We start from the raw sequence: 21,097 nt of genomic DNA on the forward strand, positions 1-21,097 counted from the left end.
CCGTGCGCGTCGGCGGGAGGTCAGACCGAGGGGCCCCGGCGGCGCAGCTCGTCGACGCTGACCATGGCCTCGCGCAGCTCCTTGAGCCAGTCCTCGGCGTGCTGCTCGACCAGGCGCACGCACCAGGCGAGCGCGTCCGAGCGCGAGGCGGCCACGCCGGAGCCCACGAGGGTGTCGAGCACGAGCCGCTCGGGCTGGCGCAGGCGCGTGGTCACCGGCAGGGACTGGTGCGTGAAGACCATCGTCGTCGAACCGCAGCGCGCACCCCACGAGGACTGGCGGTGGTAGCGGTACTGGAGCTGCTGGGCGATCTGCACGCGCATGTCGCGGGTGGCCTCGCGGAAGCGCGAGATCCGGCCCTCCTCGGTCGCGGCCCGGTCGGACTCGGTCGCGTCGGCGGGGTGGTCGGGGGTCGGCAGCGGGCAGATGATGATCATCTCGTCGCGGTCGACGGTCACGTCGGGCATGCCGGCGATCCAGCCGTCGGGGACGATCCCGTAGATCCAGGCGGGGGCGTCGTCAGTGGACGGCAGGGGGCCGTAGTGCCACGAGCCGGTGTCGTCGATGGCGGCCATTGACGGGTCTCCTCACGTTTCGGTGACGCATCAGGTGTACCCCATGCCGTCAAGGCGCTCCTACAGCCCCCTCATGAACACGCCCGCCAGCGCGCACACCGCCGCGATCGCCGCCCCGACGCACGCGAGGGTCTGGCCCGGGCGCGGCCGCACCCGGTACTGCCACGACAGCCACACGCCGAGCACGGCCGGGCCGGTCGCGACCCCCAGGAACAGGGTCAGGGCCGCGGCGGCCTGGCGCACGGCGGTGTCCTCGACGCGCAGGATCCACAGGGCGAGGGCGACGGCCAGCGCCCCGACGCCGGCGCCGATGGCGGCGGCGGTCACCTCGGTGTGGCGGGGCGCCTCGATGGGGAGTTCACCCTGGCGGGCGAGGGACAGGAGCCGCCCGGAGCGCTCCAGGCGGGCGCGGACGCGCTCGGTGTCGGGCTCGGGGTCGGGCGCCCCGGCCGGGGGCGTCGGCCCGGTGCGGCGGTGCCCCACGAAGTCGCCGAGCGAGCGCCACAGGACGGCGACGTTCCGGTCGGTCTCGGCCACGAGCGCCGCGGCCTCGGCGGCGGCCCGCCCGGCCTCGTCGCGGGCGGCCCGGGCCGCCGCGGCGGCGGCGGCGAGCCGGTCGGCCTCGGCCCGGCAGGCGCGGTCGGCGGCCCGGATCTCGGCGGCCGCGTCGGCGCGCTCGCGCAGGTAGGCCGCGACGGCGGCCGGGTAGTCGGTCTCGGTTCCCATCGGCGGCGCCCCTTCTACGGCAGGTCCAGCACGGACTCGGGCCTGGGCAGGGCCGCGGTCGTCAGGTACGGGATGACCACCTGCGGGGAGCGGTGGCGGGCGCGGTCGAAGAACAGGCCGCGCCGCTCGCGCGGGTACCAGGCCGGGCCGCCGCCGGCGGGCGAGAGCGGGGCGAGCTCGGGCCCCTGGACGTCGAGGGCGAGCCAGGCGTCGACGGCGTCGAAGCGGGCCGCGAAGCCGCCGAGGTCCTCGCGCAGGCGCGGCACGGACCGCCACCAGCCGAGGGTGTGGAGGTGGCGTTCGGGCCCGTCGATGAGCATGGCGCGCAGGCGGGCCGAGCCGGCCGCGTCCAACCGGGCGGACCCGGCGTCGACGGCGTGGACCAGGTTGAGGCGCAGGGACCCGTCGCAGCGCAGCTCCCAGTCCTTGCACAGGGACGCGAGGTCGTCGTGCCAGTCGACGTCGGCGCCTTCGGCCTCGAGCGCGGCGGCGAGGGCGAGCGCGGAGGCGGCGGCGTCGGGCTCGAGGCAGCACAGGTCGACGCCGATGCGCTGGCCTCGCGCGGCGGTGAGCGCGGCGGCGGCGAGGACGTCGGCGGCCTCGCCGGCCCGGGTGCCGAGGACCGCGAGGTTGCGGCCGGGGGCGCGGTGGAGGGCGAGTTCGGCACCGCGGGCGGCGACGTCGATGGTCTGGCCGAGCAGCGCCGTCTCGGGGGCGGGGACGCCCGCGGCGAGATCGGGGACGTGGCCGCCGTCGAAGAGCGCGGGCGGCTCGTTCCCGGCGGGCCGCGCCTCCCACAGGCGGCGCTGGAGGGGCTCCCAGGCGTCGGCGTGCCCGGCGTTGGGGAGGGCGACCGTGGTGTTGGCGCCGGTGTGCCCGGACTCGTCGTTGACGACGGCGTGGAAGCGGGGCACGGTGTCGGCGGCGTGGTTGTTCTCGGCGAGGACCCGGCGGGCCTTGGGCAGGGCGATGCGGAGGGTGAACTGGGCGACCAGGCTCGGGCGGCCCCACAGGGCCTCGATCCCGGCGATGTCCTGCGAGGCGAGGACGAGGTGGATGCCCTGGCTGCGGCCGCGCCGGGCGAGGTCATCGAGGAGCTGCACGGCTTCGTCGGTGACGGCGTCGCGGGTTTCGAGGAGGACCTGGAACTCGTCGACGACGGCGACGATGCGCGGCCAGTGGCCGCCGGGGTCGGCGGCGCGGAGCTCTTCGAGCTTGGTGGCCTCGTGGGCCTTGGCGGCCTCGGCGCGGCGGCGCAGCTCGTCCTTGAGGTGGCGCAGGAGCGCGAGGCCGAACTCGCGGTCGTCGTTGACGTTGACGCCGACCAGGCGCACGTGCGGGAGCCAGGAGGGGTCGCGGCGGCCGGTGGCGAAGCGCGCGAAGGAGACGCCCTCCTTGAAGTCGAGGAGGTAGAGCGCGAGCTCGTCGGGGCTGTAGCTCGAGGCGAGCCCGGCGATCCAGGCGTAGAGGAGGTTGGTCTTGCCGGAGCCGGAGGGGCCGCCGACGAGGGCGTGGGGCGGGTTGTCGCCGAGGTGGAGCCGGGTGACGTCGCCGGCGGGGGTCTCGCCGACGGCGGCGTGGAGGCCGGTGGCGGAGGAGGCGGCCCACAGGCGCTGCGGGAGGAGGTCGACCAGGCGCGCGGGTTCCCTGCCGGCGCTGTGCTTCTCGGCGAGGGTCTTGGCGGCGGCGGTGATCGTGGAGGGCGGTGGCGGGGCGTCGAGCGCGATGGCGGCGCCGGGGAGCCCGGTGTAGCCGGTGGCGGTGAGGCGCGGGAGGTCGGCGGGGCCGGCGGTGTCGTCGCCGACGATGACGAGGTGGACGCCGGCGGCGACGCCGGTGCGGCGCAGGCGGGCGAGCTGGGCCTGGTCGTGGGCGGGCCAGGAGGCGAGGTCGGCGTTGAGGAGCACGAGGACGCGCCAGGGCTCGGGGCGGCGGCCGGTGGCGGCGGCGAGGTCGGCGAGGGAGGCGTGCTCGCCGGCGAGGACGTCGGCGTTGACGCGGCGCACGGTCTCGACCAGGGTGTCGAGTTCTTCGCGGAGCCCGGAGGGGCCGACGAAGGAGAGGAGGCCGGCCTTGCCGAGCGCGGCGAACGCGGACAGGGACCCGCCGAGGTGCTCGGGGTCGTACACGTGGAGGCGCACGAGCCCGGCGGGCACGGATCCGACGGCGCGCGCCAGGAGGCCGGGGAGCGCATGCGCCGCATCGGCGTCGATGCGCAGATGGGCGCGGTCGAGCAGCGGCACGAGTGCGAGCAGTGAGACCGCGGTCACCGAGGGTGCCGAATTGTCGTACCCCCCTGCCACACTCGCCTCACCGGCATCGGCGCGAGAGGGAGAGGAGGAAGCGGCGCCGAGGGCAGTGCGACCGGCATCGACAGCGGCGCAGGCGGACTCGGCGGGAACGGCAGCGGACGGGCCGGGACCGGTGAGGAAGCCGGCGCCACCGGAAGCGGCGGCGCGTCCCGCTTCCGGACCGGGGACCGCGTCGGGGGTACCACCGACGCGGGAACCGCCGGCCGAGCCGCTGGAGACGCCGGGAGCGCCTGCGGTGGACACGGCGCCCAGGACGCCGTCGAGGCCGCGGGCGGCCAATCCGGTAGCAGCGGCGGCATCGGCGAAAGCGCGGTCGACCCCGTCGCCGACAACGGCGAGGTCATGGGCATCCGCAGCACCGCAGGAAACACCACCTGCGGCGCCAGGACCGGCCTGGTCCACGGCGGCAGCGCCTACGGCGACGGGATCGACCCGGTCACCGCCGCCAGCGGCGCCGAGGACGAGACCGGTTCCAGGATCAACGGCAGCGGCGGCATCGAGGGCGACCGAAGCGCCCGCAAGGGCGCGGTCGGCCCCGCCATCGGAGGCGGCAGGGCCCGCGAGCGCAAGGGCGGCCCCACCGCCGGTGCGGGCGGCAGGGTCTGCGAGGGCGACGCGGTCGGCTCCGTCGCCTGTGGCCGCAGGGCTCAGGGCCCGGTCGGCCGCAACGCCCACGGTGCCGGCAAAGGCCCGGCCGGTCTCGGCGCTCGGGGTCGCGGTACCGGCGGGCGCCCGGTCGGCCCCGGTGCCCGCGGCCCCAGGGTCTGCCGAGGCCTGATCGGCTCCGGTGAACGCGACGTCGGCGAGGGGCCGGTCGCCCTCGTCGCCCGCAGTCCGGTCCGCCAGGGCCTGATCGGCTCCGGCACTGGCAGCAGCGGTATCGGTCGCTACCGCGGCGCTGCCGGCCGGGGCGCCGCCGGTGGCCGCCGCGGCGGCGGTGCCGGTCGAGGAGGTGGTGGAGGCGGGTGGGCAGGGGGAAGGGGAAGGGAGGGAGAAGCCGGGCAGGTCGGCACCGCTGTCGGCGATGCGGCCGATGCGCAGCATCGGGGCGGGGCCTCGGTCGAGGGCCGATTCGGGGCGCCATTCGCTCCAGGGCGCTCCGGCCGCCGCCGGGGCGGCGCCCTGGGCGGCGTCGAGGGCCGCCTCGTGTCCGGCGTGGACGGCGGCGGTCTTGCGGGCCTTCAGGGTGGCGATCATCTTCTCGTGGAGGCTCCGCAACTGCGCCTGCCTGCGGTCGGCGTCGCCGAGGATCTGCTCGGCCCTGCGGGCCTCGGCCTCCGCCGCGGCGGCGGTGCGTTCGGCGAGGAGCCGGGCCTCGCCGCGGGCGCGCCCGAGCTCGTCGCCCATGGCCGCCACCAGTCGTCTGCGCCAGCTGCTCATGGTCGCGCCTTCCGCTCGGTCCCGTCAGTGCTCCGGTGCGGTCCGGCACCGCGCGCCGCCCGGCGGGCCGTGCCCGACGACGCCGCGGCGGACGAGGGCGCGGCGGGTGCCGTCGCGTCGAAGACGTCCACGGTTCACCGCCCCTCTCTCGGCAGGCGGTGCAGGGCGGCGACGAGCGCGGGGCCCACCGCTGCCGTGCGGGCCGCGTCGCCCGCGTCGCCGGATCCACCGCGGCCCAGCGTGCAGGCCGAGGCCAGGGCCGCGCCGATGTGGTCGGGTTCGGCCTTCGGCACCAGGGAGCGCACCTTGTCGGCGCACTTGTCGCGCAGCGCGGGCACGTCGCGGGCCGTGGGGGTCCTGCCGAGGTGCTCTGCGGCGAGGGTCCGCACGAGCGGCCAGGCCAGACCTGGGAGCTTCACGCCCGTCTCGGGTCCGGCGTCGCGCAGGCGCTTGCAGTAGGCGTCGGCGTTGCCGTCGCCTGCGGCCTTGAGCAGTTCGTTGAACAACCTGGTCGGGGGGACGCGCTGCGGATCGGCCGCGCCGGTGCGGTCGCACAGCTCGTTGACGCGCTCGGTCCACCAGCGGCGGGGGTCCACCGGGACCGGCGGGGCGGTCCTGCCCCCGGTGGTCGCCGGGGCCGGCGGGGCGGCGGCTCCGGCGCCGATCGCGCCGAGGTAGTCGTCCAGGGCCGTCGCCGCCTCGCTCAGGCGCGTGCGGGCGGCGGCGAGCCGTTCGCGGGCGGCGCCGAGCTTGTGGAGCCCGATCTCGGCGTTCGACTCCCGTGAGGCCTCCTTGAGTTCGGCCTGGGCGGCCTCGAAGCACTCGTCGGCGGTGCCGAGGCTCGGCAGCGGGAGGTCGGCGGCCAGGGTCTTGAGGCGCCCGGCGAGGGCGGCGACGTCCACAGGGGTCTCCGTTCTAGAGGGTCGCGGCGTAGGCCTCGGCCTGCTCGGCGGCCGCGAAGGTCGCGGCCAGGGACTGCTCCAGTTCGGCGCCGGCCTGCGCGAGCGCGGCCTGGGCGGTGGCGACGGCGTCGTGGCCCGATCCGGCGGTGACGGCGGTCAGGCTCCCCTGTGCGGACTCGATGTTCTGGCTGGCGGCGGTGATGGCGGCTTGGCCGTCGCGGACCTGCTGGAGGGCGGCGGCGATGGCCGACTTGAGTTCGGCGACGCTCACGGTGGACACAATGCTCATTCTCACCGAGAACGGGGCCGCTTTCCGTGATCGTCGGATAACGCGGCGTGTCTGCTTTGTCGGATTTCCGACGTTCCCGTGACTACCAGTGTTGCTTTCGATGCATTTTATGGTGGCGGAGTGACGTACCTCCCAACTACAGTGTGAGTACCAACGGGGCCAGGTCCCCCACACATCGATACCCGGGAGGCGACCGTGCCAGTGCAACGCACTTACGTCCTCGACACCTCGGTTCTGCTATCAGACCCTGGTGCGTTCTCACGGTTCGACGAACACCACGTGGTCATCCCGCTCGTCGTAGTCAGCGAGCTGGAAGCCAAACGCCACCATCCCGAGCTGGGCTGGTTCGCCCGGGAGTGCCTGCGGCGCCTCGACGAACTGCGCATCAAGCACGGGCGTCTCGACCAGCCCATCGACATCGGGGACCACGGCGGCTCCATCCGGGTCGAGCTCAACCACGTCGACACCTCCGGACTGCCGGCCGGCTTCGCCGTGGACACGAACGACTCGCGCATCATCGCCGTCACCAGGGCCCTCGCGCTCGAAGGCGCCGACGCCGTACTCGTCACCAAGGACATGCCGCTGCGGGTCAAGGCCTCCGCCGTCGGCATCCCCACCGAGGAGTACCGCCACGGCCAGGCCGTGGACCCGACCTGGTCGGGCATGGCCGAGCTGTCGGTCGCCGACGACGCCATCGACGCGCTCTTCGAAGGCGGCGACGTCGAGCTCCCCCACGACGTGGAGCTGCCCTGCCACACCGGGCTCGTCCTCAACGGCAACAGCTCCAAGGCGCTGGGCCGCGTCACCGTCGACAAGAAGATCCGCCTCGTGCGCGGCCGGGAGGCCTTCGGGATCCACGGCCGCTCCGCCGAGCAGCGCGTCGCCATCGACCTGCTGCTCGACCCCGAGATCGGGATCGTCTCCCTCGGCGGCAAGGCCGGCACCGGGAAGTCCGCCATGGCGCTGTGCGCCGGCCTCGAGCAGACCCTGGAGCGCGAGGTCTTCAAGAAGGTCATCGTCTTCCGCCCGCTCTACGCCGTCGGCGGCCAGCAGCTGGGCTACCTGCCCGGCAGCGAGGGCGAGAAGATGAGCCCGTGGGGCCAGGCCGTGTTCGACACCCTCGGGGCCGTCACGGACGACAACGTCATCAACGAGGTGCTCGAACGCGGGATGCTCGAGGTCCTCCCGCTCACCCACATCCGCGGCCGGAGCCTCCACGACGCGTTCGTCATCGTCGACGAGGCGCAGTCGCTCGAACGCGGCGTGCTCCTGACCGTGCTCTCCCGCATCGGGCAGGGATCCAAAGTAGTCCTCACCCACGACGTCGCCCAGCGCGACAACCTGCGGGTCGGCCGCCACGACGGCGTCGCCAGCGTCATCGACGTGCTCAAGGGCCACCCACTGTTCGCTCACGTGACGCTTACCCGCAGTGAGCGTTCGGAGATCGCGGAGATGGTCACCAACCTGCTCGAAGTCTGACCGGCCAGCTCTGGCATGCTGTGTCCCGGGCGTCTGTCCACAGACGCCCGGGACACAGGAGTAGAGCGAATGATCCCACTGCTGACCCGCTACGGCGCGAAACTCGCCGCCGTGCTCGTCCTCGCACTGGGGGCCGTCATAGCCGTCAACGCCGTGACCGACGACCCCTCGGAACTCGACGCCCGGCACCCCAGCCAGGCCGCCGCCGAACAACAGGCCGAAGCCGAAGCCGCGTACGAGGAAGTCCGCTACCTGCACGTCAACTACATCGAGGAGACCGCCGGCGCCGACGTGGCGACGAAGGTCGCCGCCCTCTCGGACTTCGCCGCCGACCGGGCCGAGAGCCTCAACAGCGCCCAGGAGGACGCCGACCAGGCCGCCGAGGACGCCGCCGCGGCCGCGGAAGAGGCCGCGAACTCCGGCCGCACCAACGTCGACATCCCCGGCAGCTGCAGCGACTACAGCGGGAACAAGGCCACCGGCTGCGCGCTCGCCCAGGAGCACGGCTTCGACCTCGAGCAGGTCGGCTGCCTCGTCGCCCTCTGGAACCGCGAGTCCGGCTGGAACGAGCTCGCCGCCAACGGCATCGGCGCCTACGGCATCCCCCAGGCGCTCCCCGGCTCCAAGATGGAATCCGAGGGCTCCGACTGGGAGACCAACCCGGTCACCCAGATCGAATGGGGCCTGGGCTACATCGAGGGCCGCTACGGCACCCCCTGCGAAGCCTGGAACCACTCCGAAGACGTCGGCTGGTACTGACGCCAACGAACACCCCCGCCGCCGCCCCGCGCCGGGCGGCGGCGCGAGTCTGGAGCCGCACCCCATGATCCCCAAGCTGACCCGCTACGGGGCCCGGATCGCCGCCCTCCTGGTGCTGGCGATCGGCGCCGTCATCGCCGTCGCCGCGATCACCGACGACCCCGCCACCACCGACGCCCGGCACCCCAGCCAGGCCGCCGCCGAACAGCAGGCCGAGATCGACGCGGCGATCGACGAGGTCCGGTACCGGCACGTCAACTACATCGCCGAGACCGCCGGCGCCGACGTCACCGTCAAGGCCGCCGCCGTCGCCGACTACGCCGTGGACAGGGCCGAAGGCCTGAACGACGCCCAAGAGGACGCCGACCAGGCCGCCGAGGAAGCCGCGATGAACACCAACCCGACCTCAGTGGAGGTCCCGTCCAGCTGCGGCGAATACTCCGGGAACCGCGCCACCGGCTGCGCGCTCACCCTCGAGTGGGGCTGGGACCTCGAGCAGTTCGCGTGCCTGGAACTGCTCTGGAGCAAAGAGTCCGGCTGGAACGAGCTCGCCGCCAACTCGATCGGCGCCTACGGCATCCCCCAGGCCTACCCGGGGAGCAAGATGTCCTCCGAAGGCGACGACTGGCAGACCAACCCGGTCACCCAGATCCAGTGGGGCCTGGGCTACATCGCCGGCCGGTACGACGACCCGTGCGGCGCCTGGGCCAAATCCGAGGCCGAGGGCTTCTACTGATCCCCTGAGCCAGGCGCCGATGTACGCCAGCGCCACCAGCTCGAACCCGACCGTCGTGCGCTGCAGCAGCCCCGCCCCGAACGCACCGGGCGTGCGCGGCACCCCGAACCACTCCGCGACGTACGGCGTCGAGCACGCCACCAGCGCGACCACGGCGATCCCGCTGCAGACCAGCACCGCGCGCCGCACCTTCTCGGGGCAGTCGCGGCCCTTCGCCCACCGGGCGAAGCACAGCCCCATGATCGCCATCGTGCTGAACGCGCAGAACGCGGCGTAGCGGTGGATCGCCGAGACCAGCGAGACCTCCGGCAGCCCGGGCGGGTCGGTCGGGAACAGCGCGACCAGGCCCAGCAGGCCCGCCCACGCCAGCAGCATCGGGCTCATCCAGCGCGGGGCCGCGACCCGCCGCGCCACCGCCGCGAAGGCGCACGCCCCGAGCCCGAAGAGCACGAGCGCGACCGGCAGCAGCCAGCCCAGCGGCGTGTACAGGTGCAGACTGATGACGACCTTGACCGGGTTGAGCCCGGAGGTGGCGTGGAGGACGACCATCGCGGCGAACCCCGCGCCGATCGCGGCGAACCCGGCCGTCGTCAGACCCTTGAGGGTGCTCCAGCTGTCGCCAAGGGGGGCATGAATGATCATGCAGTAAGCCTCGCGAAATCAGGGTGCGAAATCAGTGACGCGCACACCCGAATCGGTCCCCCCGCCAGCACCCGCGCGACGGTACCGCCAGCCCTACCTTCCCGGTCCTGTCCGCCGCCCCGCGCGTGTGCGAGGCTTGGGCCTGAACGAGTTGGCCGGAGCCCTTTCGCCGTACCTGCGCCAGCACGCCGCCAACCCGGTGGCGTGGCGCCAGTGGAGCCCGGAGGCGCTGGCCGACGCCGCCCGCCGCGACGTCCCGCTGCTCATCTCGATCGGCTGCTCGACCCGCCCCCTGGTTGTCAAGACTGTCGTTATGTGTCCCGATCTCGTCTGATCCGCAATATACACTGATCCACATGACGCGGATCAGGCAGAAAAGTGGATCAGACCTCGAAGACGAGCTCATACAGTTCCTCCTGACGACCTTGCCTCAAAGCTGGGAGGTCGATCAGGCTCTCGCACGGCGGAGCGAATCCGACCACGGGTACGACTTCGTGATCCACGGCCCCGACGGCAGCCAGACCTTCGTCATAGTCAAGACGTTGCCCGGCTCCACCACCCCCGCAGAGATCCCGAGAGTGGTGAAGCGGCTGCGACATGCACGCGAAGTTTTGGAAGGGCAGCAAGCAGGAGCGGTACTACCTGTGATCGTCTCGAATTTCATCTCTGAACGCGCCCGGGAATTGCTTGAGAAGACCGAGATCGGGTGGTTTGACTCAACGGGGAACGTCAAGCTAGAGGCGGAGCGCCCGTCATTGTTCATCAAGCAAGCCGGCGCAAGCCGAAATCCGAGCCCTGACACTGAGAACCGGCGACAGAAGTCGCTCAAAGGGCCGGGAGCCGCGAGGGTCGTGCGGGCATTGCTCGACGGCGCATCCGACACTCGAGTCCGTGCCTTGGCGGAGCATGCCGGAGTCGGTGCGGCCACAAGTGCTCGGATCCTCGGATATTTGGCGCAAGAGCACCTGGTGGATCGCGACGAACGGGCAACAGTGCGTCGCATACACAAACGATCGCTTGTACAGGCATGGGCACGTGACTACCACGTCATGTCGACCAATCATGTGACACCGGTTGTAGTTCCTCGCGGACTCGACTGGATGACGAAGCAACTCGTTGAACGGCGCCTCCCGCATGTGTTGGCCGGTTCTGCCGCGCTCCGTAGATATCTGCCGAAAGGCGTAGCCGCACTGACGCCCCTGTCATTGCTAGCGGTCTACTCGAACGATGTTCCCCGCCTCAAGCGGGAACTCCGGCTACGCGATGCCGAATACGCCGCGAACGCGGTACTGCTCGAACCGTTCGACGAGGTCGTGCTCAGAGGCGCTCGCGAAAGCGGCGGCAATCGTTACACCGCCCCGAGTCAGACCGTGGCCGACCTGCTGACCAGCCCTGGCCGAGGCCCCCAAGAAGCGGAACAGCTCATCGAGACCCTCGCGGACCAAGACGAAGAATGGACGCTATGACCTCCAGCGAATTTGTCGGCGCACGGCGGGCGCTCCTCGATGTACTCCAGGCGCTACAACTCCACATCGACGCACTGATCCTCGTCGGTGCTCAAGCCGTATACCTGCACACCGGAGACGGGACGCTCGCCGTCTCCCCAACTACAACCGACGCTGATCTCGCCATCGACGCGACACTGCTGAGCAACGACCCGAACCTCGTTCGCGCCCTCGTCGAAGCCGGGTTCGAACTGAAAACTCCGCCAGGCACCTGGAGAGCGCCCAACGGGGTGCTAGCGGACCTTATGGTGCCGGAAGCGCAGATGGCGGGGAGAGGGGGACGGCGAGGTGCACGGCTCGGCCCGCACGGAAACGACGTTGCAAGGAAGACCGCAGGGCTCGAACCCGCGATCATTGACAACATCCTTGTCGACATCCGCTCGCTTGAGCCTGATGTCGACCCGAGAGTCTTCACCGTCAAAGTCGCCGGGCCCGCCGCTCTCCTGGTCGCAAAACTCACCAAGATCCGCGAGCGGACCGCTACTCCCGAACGTATGCAGGCCAAAGACGGTCTGGACGTGTTCCGGATACTCCAGACAGTCGAAACGGAGACACTCGCAGCATCTCTCACCATGCTGAGCACGAATGAGCTCGCCGGAGAGATCACCCAGGCCGCAGTCGATTTCCTGCGAAGCGATCGAACCGAACCAGGCGGAGTCCTGGTGCGGCTGGTCGTTGAAGCAGTCGGCATTCTGGTGGATCCGCGCATCATCACCGACTCCTACACCGCTCTGGCCGACGACCTTTTGGATGGCCTGGAGACGCTTGACTGAAGCTGTGGGAGGCTGGTGACCATGAACCGTCTAGCCGGAGCGTTGTCGCCGTACCTCCGCCAGCACGCTGACAACCCAGTGGATTGGTGGCCGTGGGGCCCGGAAGCTCTGGCCGAAGCCGCTCGCCGCGACGTCCCGCTACTCATCTCGATCGGCTACTCGACCTGCCACTGGTGCCACGTGATGGCGCACGAGTCGTTCGAGGACCGGACCGTGGCCGCGGCGATCAACGACCGGTTCGTCGCCGTCAAGGTCGACCGCGAGGAGCGCCCCGACCTCGACGCGGTCTACATGCAGGCGACCATGGCCATCACCGGGCAGGGCGGCTGGCCGATGACGGTGTTCGCCTTCCCCGACGGCACCCCGTTCTTCGCCGGCACCTACTTCCCCAAACCCCACTTCCTGCGCCTCCTCGACGCCGTCCACACCGCCTGGAGCGAGCAGCGCGAGGAGCTGACGCACCAGGGCGCCGCGATCGTGGAGGCCGGTGCGAAGGGCGGCCCGGCGTTCGCCGACGTGACCGTCGCCTGCCCCCTGGACGGCCCGTGCCCGCCCGCGCCGCCGATCCGCCCCGAACTGCTCGACGCCGCCGCGCAGGCGGTCCTGGCCTCCGCCGACGCCGTGCACGGCGGCTTCGGGGCGGCCCCGAAGTTCCCGAGCGTCCCCACGCTCCGCTTCCTGTGCGACGCCTACGTGCGCACCGGCGACCGGGTGCTGCTCGACCACGTGAAGCTCACCGCGGAGCGGATGGCCCGCGGCGGCATCTACGACCAGCTCGCGGGCGGCTTCGCCCGCTACAGCGTCGACGAGGCCTGGACGGTGCCGCACTTCGAGAAGATGCTGTACGACAACGCCGAGCTCCTGTGGCTGTACGCGCGCCTGTACGGCGAGGGGTCGCTGTTCGCGCGGGTCGCCGACGAGACCGCGGCGTTCCTGCTGGAGCAGTTCACGACCGAGGAGGGCGCCTTCGCGGCGGCCTTCGACGCCGACACCGACGGCGTGGAGGGCCTGACCTACGTGTGGACGCTCCCGCAGCTGGAGGAGGTCCTCGGCGAGGACGCCGCCTGGGCCGCCGAGGCCTTCGGGATCGACCCGGCGAATCCGAACTTCGAGCACGGCGCGAACGTCCTGGAGCTGCCGCGGGACCCGGACGACTCGGCCCGCTGGGAGGCGGCGCGCCGCCGCCTCCTCGCGGCCCGGCGCACCCGGCCGCAGCCGGGGCGCGACGACAAGGTGGTCGCGGCCTGGAACGGGCTCACCATCGCCGCGCTCGCGGAGTACGCCTCCCGCACGGGCCACCGCGACTCGCTCCTGGCGGCCGAGAGGGCCGCCGGCCATCTCGCGCGGGTCCACATCGGCGCCGACGGTCGCCTGGCGCGCGCCTCGCTCGGCGGGACCGCCTCGCAGGCCCCGGGCATCCTGGAGGACTACGCGGCCCTCGCCCTCGGGTTCCTGCGGCTGGGCGGCGAGTGGACCGCGCGGGCCCAGGGGCTCCTGGAGCAGGTCCGCGAGCGCTTCACCGACTACGAGGGCGGCTTCTTCGACACCGCCGAGGACGCGGAGTCGCTGGTGACGCGCCCGGCCGATGTCCACGACGGCCCCACGGCCTCGGGCTGGGCGCTGGCGGCCGCGGCGCTGCTGGAGGCCTGGCAGGTCACCGGCGACGAGACCTACAAGGACGACGCGTGGCGCGCGATCGCCCGCGCCGAACCGGTGATGGGCGCGAACCCGCGCTTCACGGCAGGCCTCCACGCCGCCGCCGAGGCCCTGGTGAGGGCCCAGCGCACCGAGTTATCCACAACCGAACGACCAGCGAGAACGCCGTCTGCGGGAAGTTATCCACAGGCGGTGAACTCGTTGTTGCCGTCTGGTCGCTCGTCGTGTTGCATAGATAGCAAAAAAGCCGTTCGGCACCGGCGGGACGGCGGCGACAGAAGGGGATTCGCGAACGTCGCCATACCGAGGTCGCGCGCGGGAAGCCGCCCGCGCGTGGTCCCCGCCCGGTGCCGCTCCTCCGCGGAGCGGCGCGCGGGGTGTCCGACCCGGCCAAGCCGGACACCCCGCCGCCACCACCGGCAACGAGCAGACACACCGACGCGCCGGCACACCGGCCCCGCCCACGAACGACGAACCGGCACCGGCACCGGCACCGGCACCGGCACCGAACCCGACCCGGGACCACCGGCCCGACGCCGCGCTGTGAATCACACCAAGCGCCATCGGATAAGCGCTTGTCGCGCGGCAAGGGGCATGCCTACTTTTGTGAGTTGTGAAGCCGAATCCGCTGCGCCCTCCGACGCCGTCCCCCGCGGACATACCCGCCGACCCGTGGCGCTACCTCTGGTACGTCGCCCGGTCCCACACAGGCCTGGTCGCGGTCGGGTTCGTACTGCTCAGCATCTCCGGTACGTCCTGGGTGCTGCTCCCCTGGGCCATCGCGAAGGTCATCGACGAGGTGCTCCTCGCCGGGAACACCGGGCCGCTGCTGCCGTGGTCGCTCGTGCTCATCGGGGTCGCGATCGCGTCCTCGTGGATCTTCATCGCCGGGTACCGGGCGCTGTTCATGGCCGAGTCGCACGCGCGCGTGCGCACGGTGCAGAACCTGACCGACCACCTGAACCGGGCCGGGACGGGCGTTCGGGGGGCCGTCTCCCCGGGTGAGATGGTGAACCTCTCCACCCAGGACGCCCACAAGACCGGTTCGTTCATCTTCCAGCTCGGATTCGGCTGGATGGGCGTGGTCATGCTCGGCGTCGGCACCGGGATGCTGTGGAACATCGCTCCCGTGCTCGGCGTCGTGATCGCCGGGGGCGTGGTGTTCATCGGGTTCGTCGTGGGGCCGGTCCTGAGCCGGCTCCAGCACCACCAGATCGCCTACCGGGCCTCGGTGGCCACGCTCACCGGGCAGGCCGCCGACGTCGTGGGCGGCCTGCGGGTGCTGCGCGGGGTCGGCGGCGAGGACCAGTTCTCCCGGCGCTACCGGGCGGCCTCGGCGGACCTGCGCGAGGCCGGGTACGGGGTGGCCCGGGCCGACTCGTGGGTGCAGGGCCTGCGCACCAGCCTGCCGCTGGCGCTCATCGCGGTCATCACCTGGGTGGCGGCGCGGCTGGCCCTGGGCGGGTCGATCAGCGTGGGCGAGCTCTCGGCGGCGTTCGGCATGACCGCGCTCGTGGCCCAGCACTCGGGCGCGATGATCGGCATGGCGCAGGCGGTGATCGCCGCGCAGGTCGCCTCCCGGCGGCTCACCGCGTTCTTCAACACGCGCAGCGACATCGTCGACGAGGGTGCCGGGCGCGGGGCGGAGGGCCCGCTGCGGGACCCGGGGTCGTCGGCCGTGATCGAGCCGGGGAAGCTCACCGTCGTCGTGAGCGCCGAGGCCAAGCCCGCCGAGGCGGCGATGGAGCGCCTGGCGCGTTATCGCGAGTCGGATGCCGAGTGGGGCGGGACGCGCTTGGACGCGCTGGCGCTGGACGAGGTCCGCGAGCGGGTCCTGCTGCTGAGGGAGGACTACCTGTTCGCCCAGAGCCTCGGGGAGACGCTGCGCGTGGACGAGGCGAAGGCGCTGGCCGCGATCGAGGCGGCCTGCGCCGGGGACGTCCACTCCAGTCTCGGGTCGTCGCTCGAGGGCGAGGTCACCAACGGGGGCCGGAACCTGTCGGGGGGCCAGCGGCAGCGGCTGCGGCTCGCGCGGGCGCTGGCCGCCGACGCCGAGGTGCTCCTCGCGGTGGAGCCGACCTCGGCGGTGGACGCGCACACCGAGAACCTCATCGCCTCGCGCATGTCCGCGGTCCGCAAGGGCCGCACCACGGCCGTGGTCACGGCCTCGCCGCTGTGGCTCGCCCGGGCCGACGCGGTGGTGTGGATGGTGGACGGGAAGGTCCGCGCCGCGGGCACCCATGCCGAGCTGTCCCGTCAGCGCGAGTACCGCGCCCTCACTTCGCGACAGGAGTCCTGATGAGTGTTCAGACGCCCGAGCCGGCCGTGGCCGGCCGCCTGCCCGTGGCCGATCGGGCCGCGATCTTCAGTGCGCTCAAGCGCCTTGTGGCGGAGGACAAGGCGGCTTTCGCGGGGGTCGTCGTCCTGTATCTGGCCGCGGCCGGTGCGGGGGCGGCGCTGCCGGTGATGCTCGGTGAGGTCATCGACGGGATCGGGACGGGGTGGACGGCGTCCCGGGTGGATCTGATCTGCGGGGTCATCGTCGCGTGCGTGGTGCTCCAGTTGGTGCTCATGCGCACGGGCCGGAAGCTGGGGTACCGGTTGGGCGAGCGGGCGGCGGCGAGGCTGCGCGAGTCGTTCATCGACCGGGTGCTGCGGCTGCCGCTGGGCACGGTGGAGCGTGCGGGGACGGGCGACCTGGCGACGCGCACGTCGGGTGACGTGGGGGCCGTGGCGGAGTTGCTGCGCAAGACGGGCCCTGAGGTCGCGGTGTCGTCGATCGAGGCGGTGGTGATCACGGCGGCGGCGTTCGTGGTGAGCCCGGTGCTGGGACTGCTGTTCCTGGTGGGGGTGCCGACGCTGATACTGACGGCCCGGCGTTATCTGCGGTTGGCGAGTCCGGTGTTCCTGGCGGAGCGGGCGGCGATGAGCGAGATCGCGGAGACGTTGACGGCTTCGGCGGCGGGGGCGCAGACGGTGGCGGCGTACCGAATGCAGGGCGAGCGGGGCGGGGCCGGGTATGCGCGGGCGGGGACCCACATGGAGCGGCTGCGGGGGATCATCCGGATCCAGACGTGGTTCTTCCCGTCGGTGGACTTGACGTTCCTGCTGCCGGCGGTGATCGTGACGGTCGTGGGCAGCCTGTGGTACCTGGAGGGCTGGGTCACGGTGGGCCAGGTGGTGGCGGTGGCGATGCTGACGCTGCGGCTGGACGGCCCGGTGTTCCGGACGACGATGGCGCTCAGCGAGTTCCAGATGGGCGGGGCGGCGATGGCGCGTGTCGAGGGCGTGCATCTCATGCCGGACGAGGTGCGCGAGGCGGTGCCGGAGGGCGCCGAGGTGCGTCTGGACGACGTGACGTTCGGGTACGGGGACGGGCCGGACGTGCTGCACGGGTTGAGTCTGCATCCGCGGCGCGGTGAGCGCCTGGTGGTGGTGGGGCCGTCGGGGGCGGGCAAGTCGACGATCGCGCGGTTGCTGGCGGGGATCGACCGGCCGCGCCGGGGGTCGGCGACGCTGGGGGGCGCGCCGGTGGCGGAGGTGCCGTTGGAGGCGTTGCGGCGCAAGGTGATCCTGGTGACCCAGGAGCATTACGTGTTCACGGCCCCGCTGCGGTCGAATCTGAATCTGGCGGCGCCGGAGGCCGGTGACGAGGCGCTGCTGGCGGCCCTCGCCATGGTGGACGCGCGCTGGGTGGCGGATCTGCCGGAGGGGCTGGACACGATGCTCGGGGAGGAGCACCACGAGTTGAATCTGGCGGAGGCGCAGCAGTTGGCGCTGGCGCGGGTGATCCTGGCGGATCCGGACGTGGTGATCCTGGACGAGGCGACGGCGGGGATCGATCCGGGCAGTGCGGGGAACGTGGAGGCGTCGCTGGCGGCGGCGTTGGAGGGGCGCACGGTGGTGGCGATCGCGCACCAGTTGCAGGCGGCGGAGTCGGCGGACCGGATCGCGGTGGTGCAGGAGGGCCGTATCGCCGAGGAGGGTTCGCATGCGGAGCTGCTGGAGGCGGGCGGCGCGTACGCGGACCTGTGGTGGGCGTGGAAGGGCGTGGCGGCCTAAGGCGAGGCGAGGGAGGGCTCGGGGCGGTGCCCCGGGCCCTTCGGCGTGTCCGGGGCGCCGGAGGGGCCGGTGCGTTCGCGGCCGTTGCGGGTCGGGGGTCGGGGCGGTGCCTCACTCGAATGGTCGACATGCGTATAACGCCCTGCAAAATACCAGAAATTCGCATTTTGACCACTAGGGTGAAGTCCCGTATCACCGGCACGGCGTCCCGTGCCGCGAACTTGGAACGGGAGCCTCCATGCCGCGCACGACCGTCCCTTCATCAGTCCGCCAGCACCGGTTGGCGGGATATGTGTTCTGGTCGCGTCTGACGCGTTCGGAGAGTCCCGGCCTGGATCCGGTCGTGCTGGTGGGCGGGGCCATGCACCGCAAGGAGGACTGGGGCCGGGTCGAGCAGGGGATGCTCGCGTCGGCGGACGTGCTGTGCCCGGACCTGCCCGGTTGGGGGGAGGCGGATCTGCTGCCGCCGTACCTGGGTCCGGACGTTCCGGCCGAGGCGCTGGTGCGGATGCTGGACGACCTGGGCATCGAGCGGGTGAACCTGTTCGCGGGCTCCTACGGCTCGTCGGTGGGGTACCGGTTGGCGCAGACGCATCCGGAGCGGATCGCGCGGCTGGTCCTGGCGGGGACGATGGCGGGCATTCCGGCGGCGTCCCGGCCGATGATGCGGGCGGCGGTGGCGCTGGCGGAGGCGGGGCCGCGCGAGCGGTTCGGGCCCGCGGCGGTGGAGGCGCTGATGAGCCCGCACCCGGAGATCGCGGCGAAGGCGGTGGTGCGCCGCATCCTGTCGCTGCGGTTCGGGACGGCCGACGAGGGCGATCTGGCGAAGTTCGTCGCGAACACGAACCGCCTGCTGTCGCGGGACATCATCGACACGTCGGTGCCGCCGGCGGTGCCGGTGCTGTTCACGACCGGTGAGCACGACACGCTGACGCCGCCGGAGCTGTGCCGGGAGCTCGCGCTGACCTGCCCGGAGAGCTGGTATGTGGAGTTGGCCCGGGCCGATCATCTGATCCATCTGGAGCGTCCGGCGCAGCTGGTGGATCTGATGACGCGGTTCTTCGCCGAGGAGCCGTTGGGGGATCTGGCGTACGCGACGGCGGTGGAGGACCTCCGGAAGGTCCCCGTCCCGGTCTGAGCGCTGCGGCGGAAGGCCGGTCTCCCGCGCGGGAGGCCGGCCTTTCGTCGCGGTGCGGCCGGTGCTTCGGGCCGCTCGGGGATTGCGTGCGGGGCGCGGGCCGGGTAAGGTCGCCCGGAAAGCGCTTCCCAATCCCGGCGGACCTCGCACGGCACCCCCGTGCGGAGGCCGGATCGCGCCCGCGAGCAGGGCCGGGAGGCGCCGATGCTCTGGATTTCCGCAACGGTGAGGAAGAAGGTTGGAGCAGATGCAGGTGCAATGGACGCTGTCCGGCTTCGGCGACGAGATCGACCCCGACCCCTCGGTCCAGGCCGCCGTGCTGGCGGCCCACGGAGCGCGGCACGTCGAGGTCCGCAGCGCATGGGGGGTCAACGTCGTCGACATGGACGACGAGGTCCTCGCCCGGGTCACGGCCGCGCTGCGGGAGCGGTCGACCGCCGTGTCGGCCGTGGCCTCCCCGATCGGGAAGAGCCAGGTGTCGCAGCCGGTCGGATACGAGGTGGAGCGGCTGCGGCGCCTCGTCAGGGTCGCCGACGCGTTCGGGACCCGCTACGTGCGGATCTTCTCCTACTACCGCGAGGCCGACCAGACCCCCGAGTCGGTGCGCGAGGCCGTCCTCGAGCGCATGGGCGCCCTCGCCGACACGGCGAAGGCCGAGGGCCTGGTCCTGCTGCACGAGAACGAGAAGGGCATCTACGGCGACACGCCCGAGCGCGTCCTCGACCTGATGGCCGCGGTCGACTCGCCCGCGCTCCGGGTGGCCTGGGACAGCGCGAACTTCGTGCAGGTCGGCGTGCGGCCCTTCGACGAGGGGTACGCGATCCTGCGCCCCTACCTCGAGTACCTCCAGGTCAAGGACGCGATTCTGGCGACCGGCGCGGTCGTGCCGGCCGGCGAGGGCGACGGTCAGCTGCGGGAGACCCTCGCGGCGATGCGCGCGGACGGGTTCACCGGGTTCGCGTCCCTCGAACCGCACCTGGCGGCCTCGCCGTCGGGGCCGAACCGCGAAGGGCCCGAAGCGTTCGGGCGGGCCGCCCGCGCGTTCGCGGCGCTCGCGGCCGAGGCCGGGGCGGTGCTGGTGTGACGCTGCGGTTCGCGATCGTCGGCGCCGGCGTCATCTCCGCCCGGCACGCCGAGGCCCTCGGGGCGTTCCCCGGCGAGGCCGAGCTGGCGGCGGTGGTCGACCTCGACCCGGCCCGGGCCGAGGACATGGCCGAGCGCTGCGGCGCGCAGGCCTTCGGCGACGTCGAGACCGCCGTCGAGGCGACGGGCGCGGACGTCGCCGTCGTGTGCACGCCGACGGGTCTGCACGGGGACGCGGCCGTCCGGGCGCTCGACGCGGGCGCGCACGTGGTGATCGAGAAGCCCGCCGACGTCACCGTCGAGCGCATCGACCGCGTCATCGCGGCCCGGGAGCGCACCGGCAGGCTCGTCGCCGTGGTCTCGCAGCACCGGTTCGACCCGGCGACCGAGACGGTGGTCGAGGCGATCCGCGCGGGCGAGCTCGGCCGCCTCACGTCGGGGACGGCGAACATCGACTGGTGGCGCGGGCAAGCGTACTACGACTCGGGCGCGTGGCGGGGCACGTGGGAGTTCGACGGCGGCGGGGCGCTCATGAACCAGGGCGTGCACACCGTGGACCTGCTGGTGGCGGCCATGGGCCGCCCGGTGGAGGTCGTGGGGTTCACCGCGACGCTCGCCCACGAGCGGCTCGAGACCGAGGACGTCGCGGTCGGGGCCGTGCGCTTTGCGTCCGGGGCGGTCGGCACGATCCACGCCTCCACGGCCGTCTACCCGGGACTGACCGCGCGCCTCCAGGTGCACGGCGACCGGGGTTCGGCGGTGATCGAGAACGACCGGCTGGTGTTCTTCCACCGCACGCCGGCGGGCACCGAGCGCCCCGAGGTGTTCATGGGCGCCCCGGGCCAGAGCCCGAACCAGGCCGGGGAGCACGGTGCCGGTGCGGCGCAACCGGATGCGCTCGTGCGCCAGTACCGGAACTTCTTCGCCGCGCTCCGCGGCGAGGAGGCGGTCCGGGTGGGCCTGGAGGAGAACCGGCAGGCCGTCGCGCTGGTGACCGGCCTGTACGAGGCCGCCCGCACGGGCGCGCCCGTGCGCCTCTGAGACCGCGCGAAGCAAGACGGGGGCGGCCACCGGACCGGG

General features: G+C 72.6%; 15 protein-coding genes and 3 pseudogenes. 12 read left to right on the forward strand and 6 right to left on the reverse strand.

Going from position 1 to position 21,097, the window contains the following annotated elements; all coding sequences use genetic code 11:
* Positions 1-20: 20 nt before the first annotated feature.
* The 5 genes from abmR to LO763_RS18035 all read right to left on the reverse strand — a co-directional run bounded on the left by abmR (position 21) and on the right by LO763_RS18035 (position 6,175).
* Positions 21-575 carry an ATP-binding transcription factor AbmR gene (abmR, locus tag LO763_RS18015; RefSeq protein WP_205324320.1) on the reverse strand — a complete coding sequence of 185 codons (555 nt, stop codon included), beginning with the start codon at positions 573-575 and terminating at the stop codon, positions 21-23.
* 60 nt (positions 576-635) lie between these two features.
* Positions 636-1,301 carry a hypothetical protein gene (locus tag LO763_RS18020; RefSeq protein ID WP_230786870.1) on the reverse strand — a complete coding sequence of 222 codons (666 nt, stop codon included), beginning with the start codon at positions 1,299-1,301 and terminating at the stop codon, positions 636-638.
* A gap of 14 nt (positions 1,302-1,315) precedes the next feature.
* Positions 1,316-3,892 (reverse strand): FtsK/SpoIIIE domain-containing protein, encoded by a 2,577-nt coding sequence (locus LO763_RS18025; RefSeq protein WP_439650304.1) that lies wholly within the window; start codon positions 3,890-3,892, stop codon positions 1,316-1,318.
* Between the two features lie 1,235 nt (positions 3,893-5,127).
* The gene (locus LO763_RS18030) at positions 5,128-5,895 is read right to left on the reverse strand and encodes a hypothetical protein (RefSeq protein ID WP_230786874.1); all 768 of its coding nucleotides are present in this window, start codon (positions 5,893-5,895) and stop codon (positions 5,128-5,130) included.
* A 13-nt stretch (positions 5,896-5,908) separates the two neighbouring features.
* Positions 5,909-6,175: a hypothetical protein gene (locus LO763_RS18035; protein WP_230786876.1), complete on the reverse strand. Its 267-nt coding sequence runs from the start codon at positions 6,173-6,175 to the stop codon at positions 5,909-5,911.
* A gap of 183 nt (positions 6,176-6,358) precedes the next feature.
* Here LO763_RS18035 and phoH2 point away from each other — a divergent pair, with 183 nt between their 5' ends.
* The 3 genes from phoH2 (at position 6,359) to LO763_RS18050 (ending at position 9,158) form a co-directional block, all read left to right on the forward strand.
* Positions 6,359-7,663, forward strand: a complete 1,305-nt coding sequence (gene phoH2, locus LO763_RS29970) for an RNA 5'-3' helicase PhoH2 (RefSeq protein WP_439650305.1) — start codon at positions 6,359-6,361, stop codon at positions 7,661-7,663.
* Positions 7,664-7,732: 69 nt separating this feature from the next.
* Positions 7,733-8,422, forward strand: a complete 690-nt coding sequence (locus LO763_RS18045; protein ID WP_230786880.1) for an aggregation-promoting factor C-terminal-like domain-containing protein — start codon at positions 7,733-7,735, stop codon at positions 8,420-8,422.
* A 64-nt stretch (positions 8,423-8,486) separates the two neighbouring features.
* On the forward strand, positions 8,487-9,158 hold the full coding sequence (locus tag LO763_RS18050) for an aggregation-promoting factor C-terminal-like domain-containing protein (protein ID WP_230786881.1): 672 nt from the start codon (positions 8,487-8,489) through the stop codon (positions 9,156-9,158).
* Positions 9,159-9,233: 75 nt separating this feature from the next.
* On the opposite strand, the pseudogene LO763_RS29975 reads toward LO763_RS18050, so the two are convergent.
* A pseudogene (locus tag LO763_RS29975) lies at positions 9,234-9,800 on the reverse strand (DUF998 domain-containing protein); the annotation flags it as partial.
* A 127-nt stretch (positions 9,801-9,927) separates the two neighbouring features.
* On the opposite strand from LO763_RS29975, the pseudogene LO763_RS18060 reads away from it, so the two are divergent.
* From LO763_RS18060 to LO763_RS18100, 9 genes and pseudogenes are all read left to right on the forward strand, one after another.
* A pseudogene (locus LO763_RS18060) lies at positions 9,928-10,077 on the forward strand (DUF255 domain-containing protein); the annotation flags it as partial.
* 79 nt (positions 10,078-10,156) lie between these two features.
* Positions 10,157-11,266 carry a hypothetical protein gene (locus LO763_RS18065; protein WP_230786886.1) on the forward strand — a complete coding sequence of 370 codons (1,110 nt, stop codon included), beginning with the start codon at positions 10,157-10,159 and terminating at the stop codon, positions 11,264-11,266.
* On the forward strand, positions 11,263-12,078 hold the full coding sequence (locus LO763_RS18070; RefSeq protein ID WP_230786888.1) for a hypothetical protein: 816 nt from the start codon (positions 11,263-11,265) through the stop codon (positions 12,076-12,078). The genes LO763_RS18065 and LO763_RS18070 overlap by 4 nt, the downstream gene beginning before the upstream one ends.
* Before the next feature lie 21 nt (positions 12,079-12,099).
* A pseudogene (locus tag LO763_RS18075) lies at positions 12,100-12,549 on the forward strand (DUF255 domain-containing protein); the annotation flags it as partial.
* A 1,945-nt stretch (positions 12,550-14,494) separates the two neighbouring features.
* Positions 14,495-16,033: an ABC transporter transmembrane domain-containing protein gene (locus tag LO763_RS18080; RefSeq protein ID WP_230786890.1), complete on the forward strand. Its 1,539-nt coding sequence runs from the start codon at positions 14,495-14,497 to the stop codon at positions 16,031-16,033.
* Complete coding sequence (locus LO763_RS18085; protein ID WP_230786892.1) at positions 16,033-17,796, forward strand: ABC transporter ATP-binding protein; 1,764 nt, start codon at positions 16,033-16,035, stop codon at positions 17,794-17,796. The genes LO763_RS18080 and LO763_RS18085 overlap by 1 nt, the downstream gene beginning before the upstream one ends.
* 238 nt (positions 17,797-18,034) lie before the next feature.
* Complete coding sequence (locus tag LO763_RS18090; RefSeq protein ID WP_230786893.1) at positions 18,035-18,934, forward strand: alpha/beta fold hydrolase; 900 nt, start codon at positions 18,035-18,037, stop codon at positions 18,932-18,934.
* A gap of 247 nt (positions 18,935-19,181) precedes the next feature.
* Complete coding sequence (locus tag LO763_RS18095) at positions 19,182-20,018, forward strand: sugar phosphate isomerase/epimerase family protein (RefSeq protein ID WP_230787120.1); 837 nt, start codon at positions 19,182-19,184, stop codon at positions 20,016-20,018.
* Positions 20,015-21,058, forward strand: a complete 1,044-nt coding sequence (locus LO763_RS18100) for a Gfo/Idh/MocA family protein (protein WP_230786895.1) — start codon at positions 20,015-20,017, stop codon at positions 21,056-21,058. The genes LO763_RS18095 and LO763_RS18100 overlap by 4 nt, the downstream gene beginning before the upstream one ends.
* Positions 21,059-21,097 lie beyond the last annotated feature (39 nt).

The sequence above is a fragment of the Glycomyces amatae genome, assembly GCF_020991375.1.
GTDB classification, from domain to species: Bacteria; Actinomycetota; Actinomycetes; order Mycobacteriales; family Micromonosporaceae; genus Glycomyces; species Glycomyces amatae.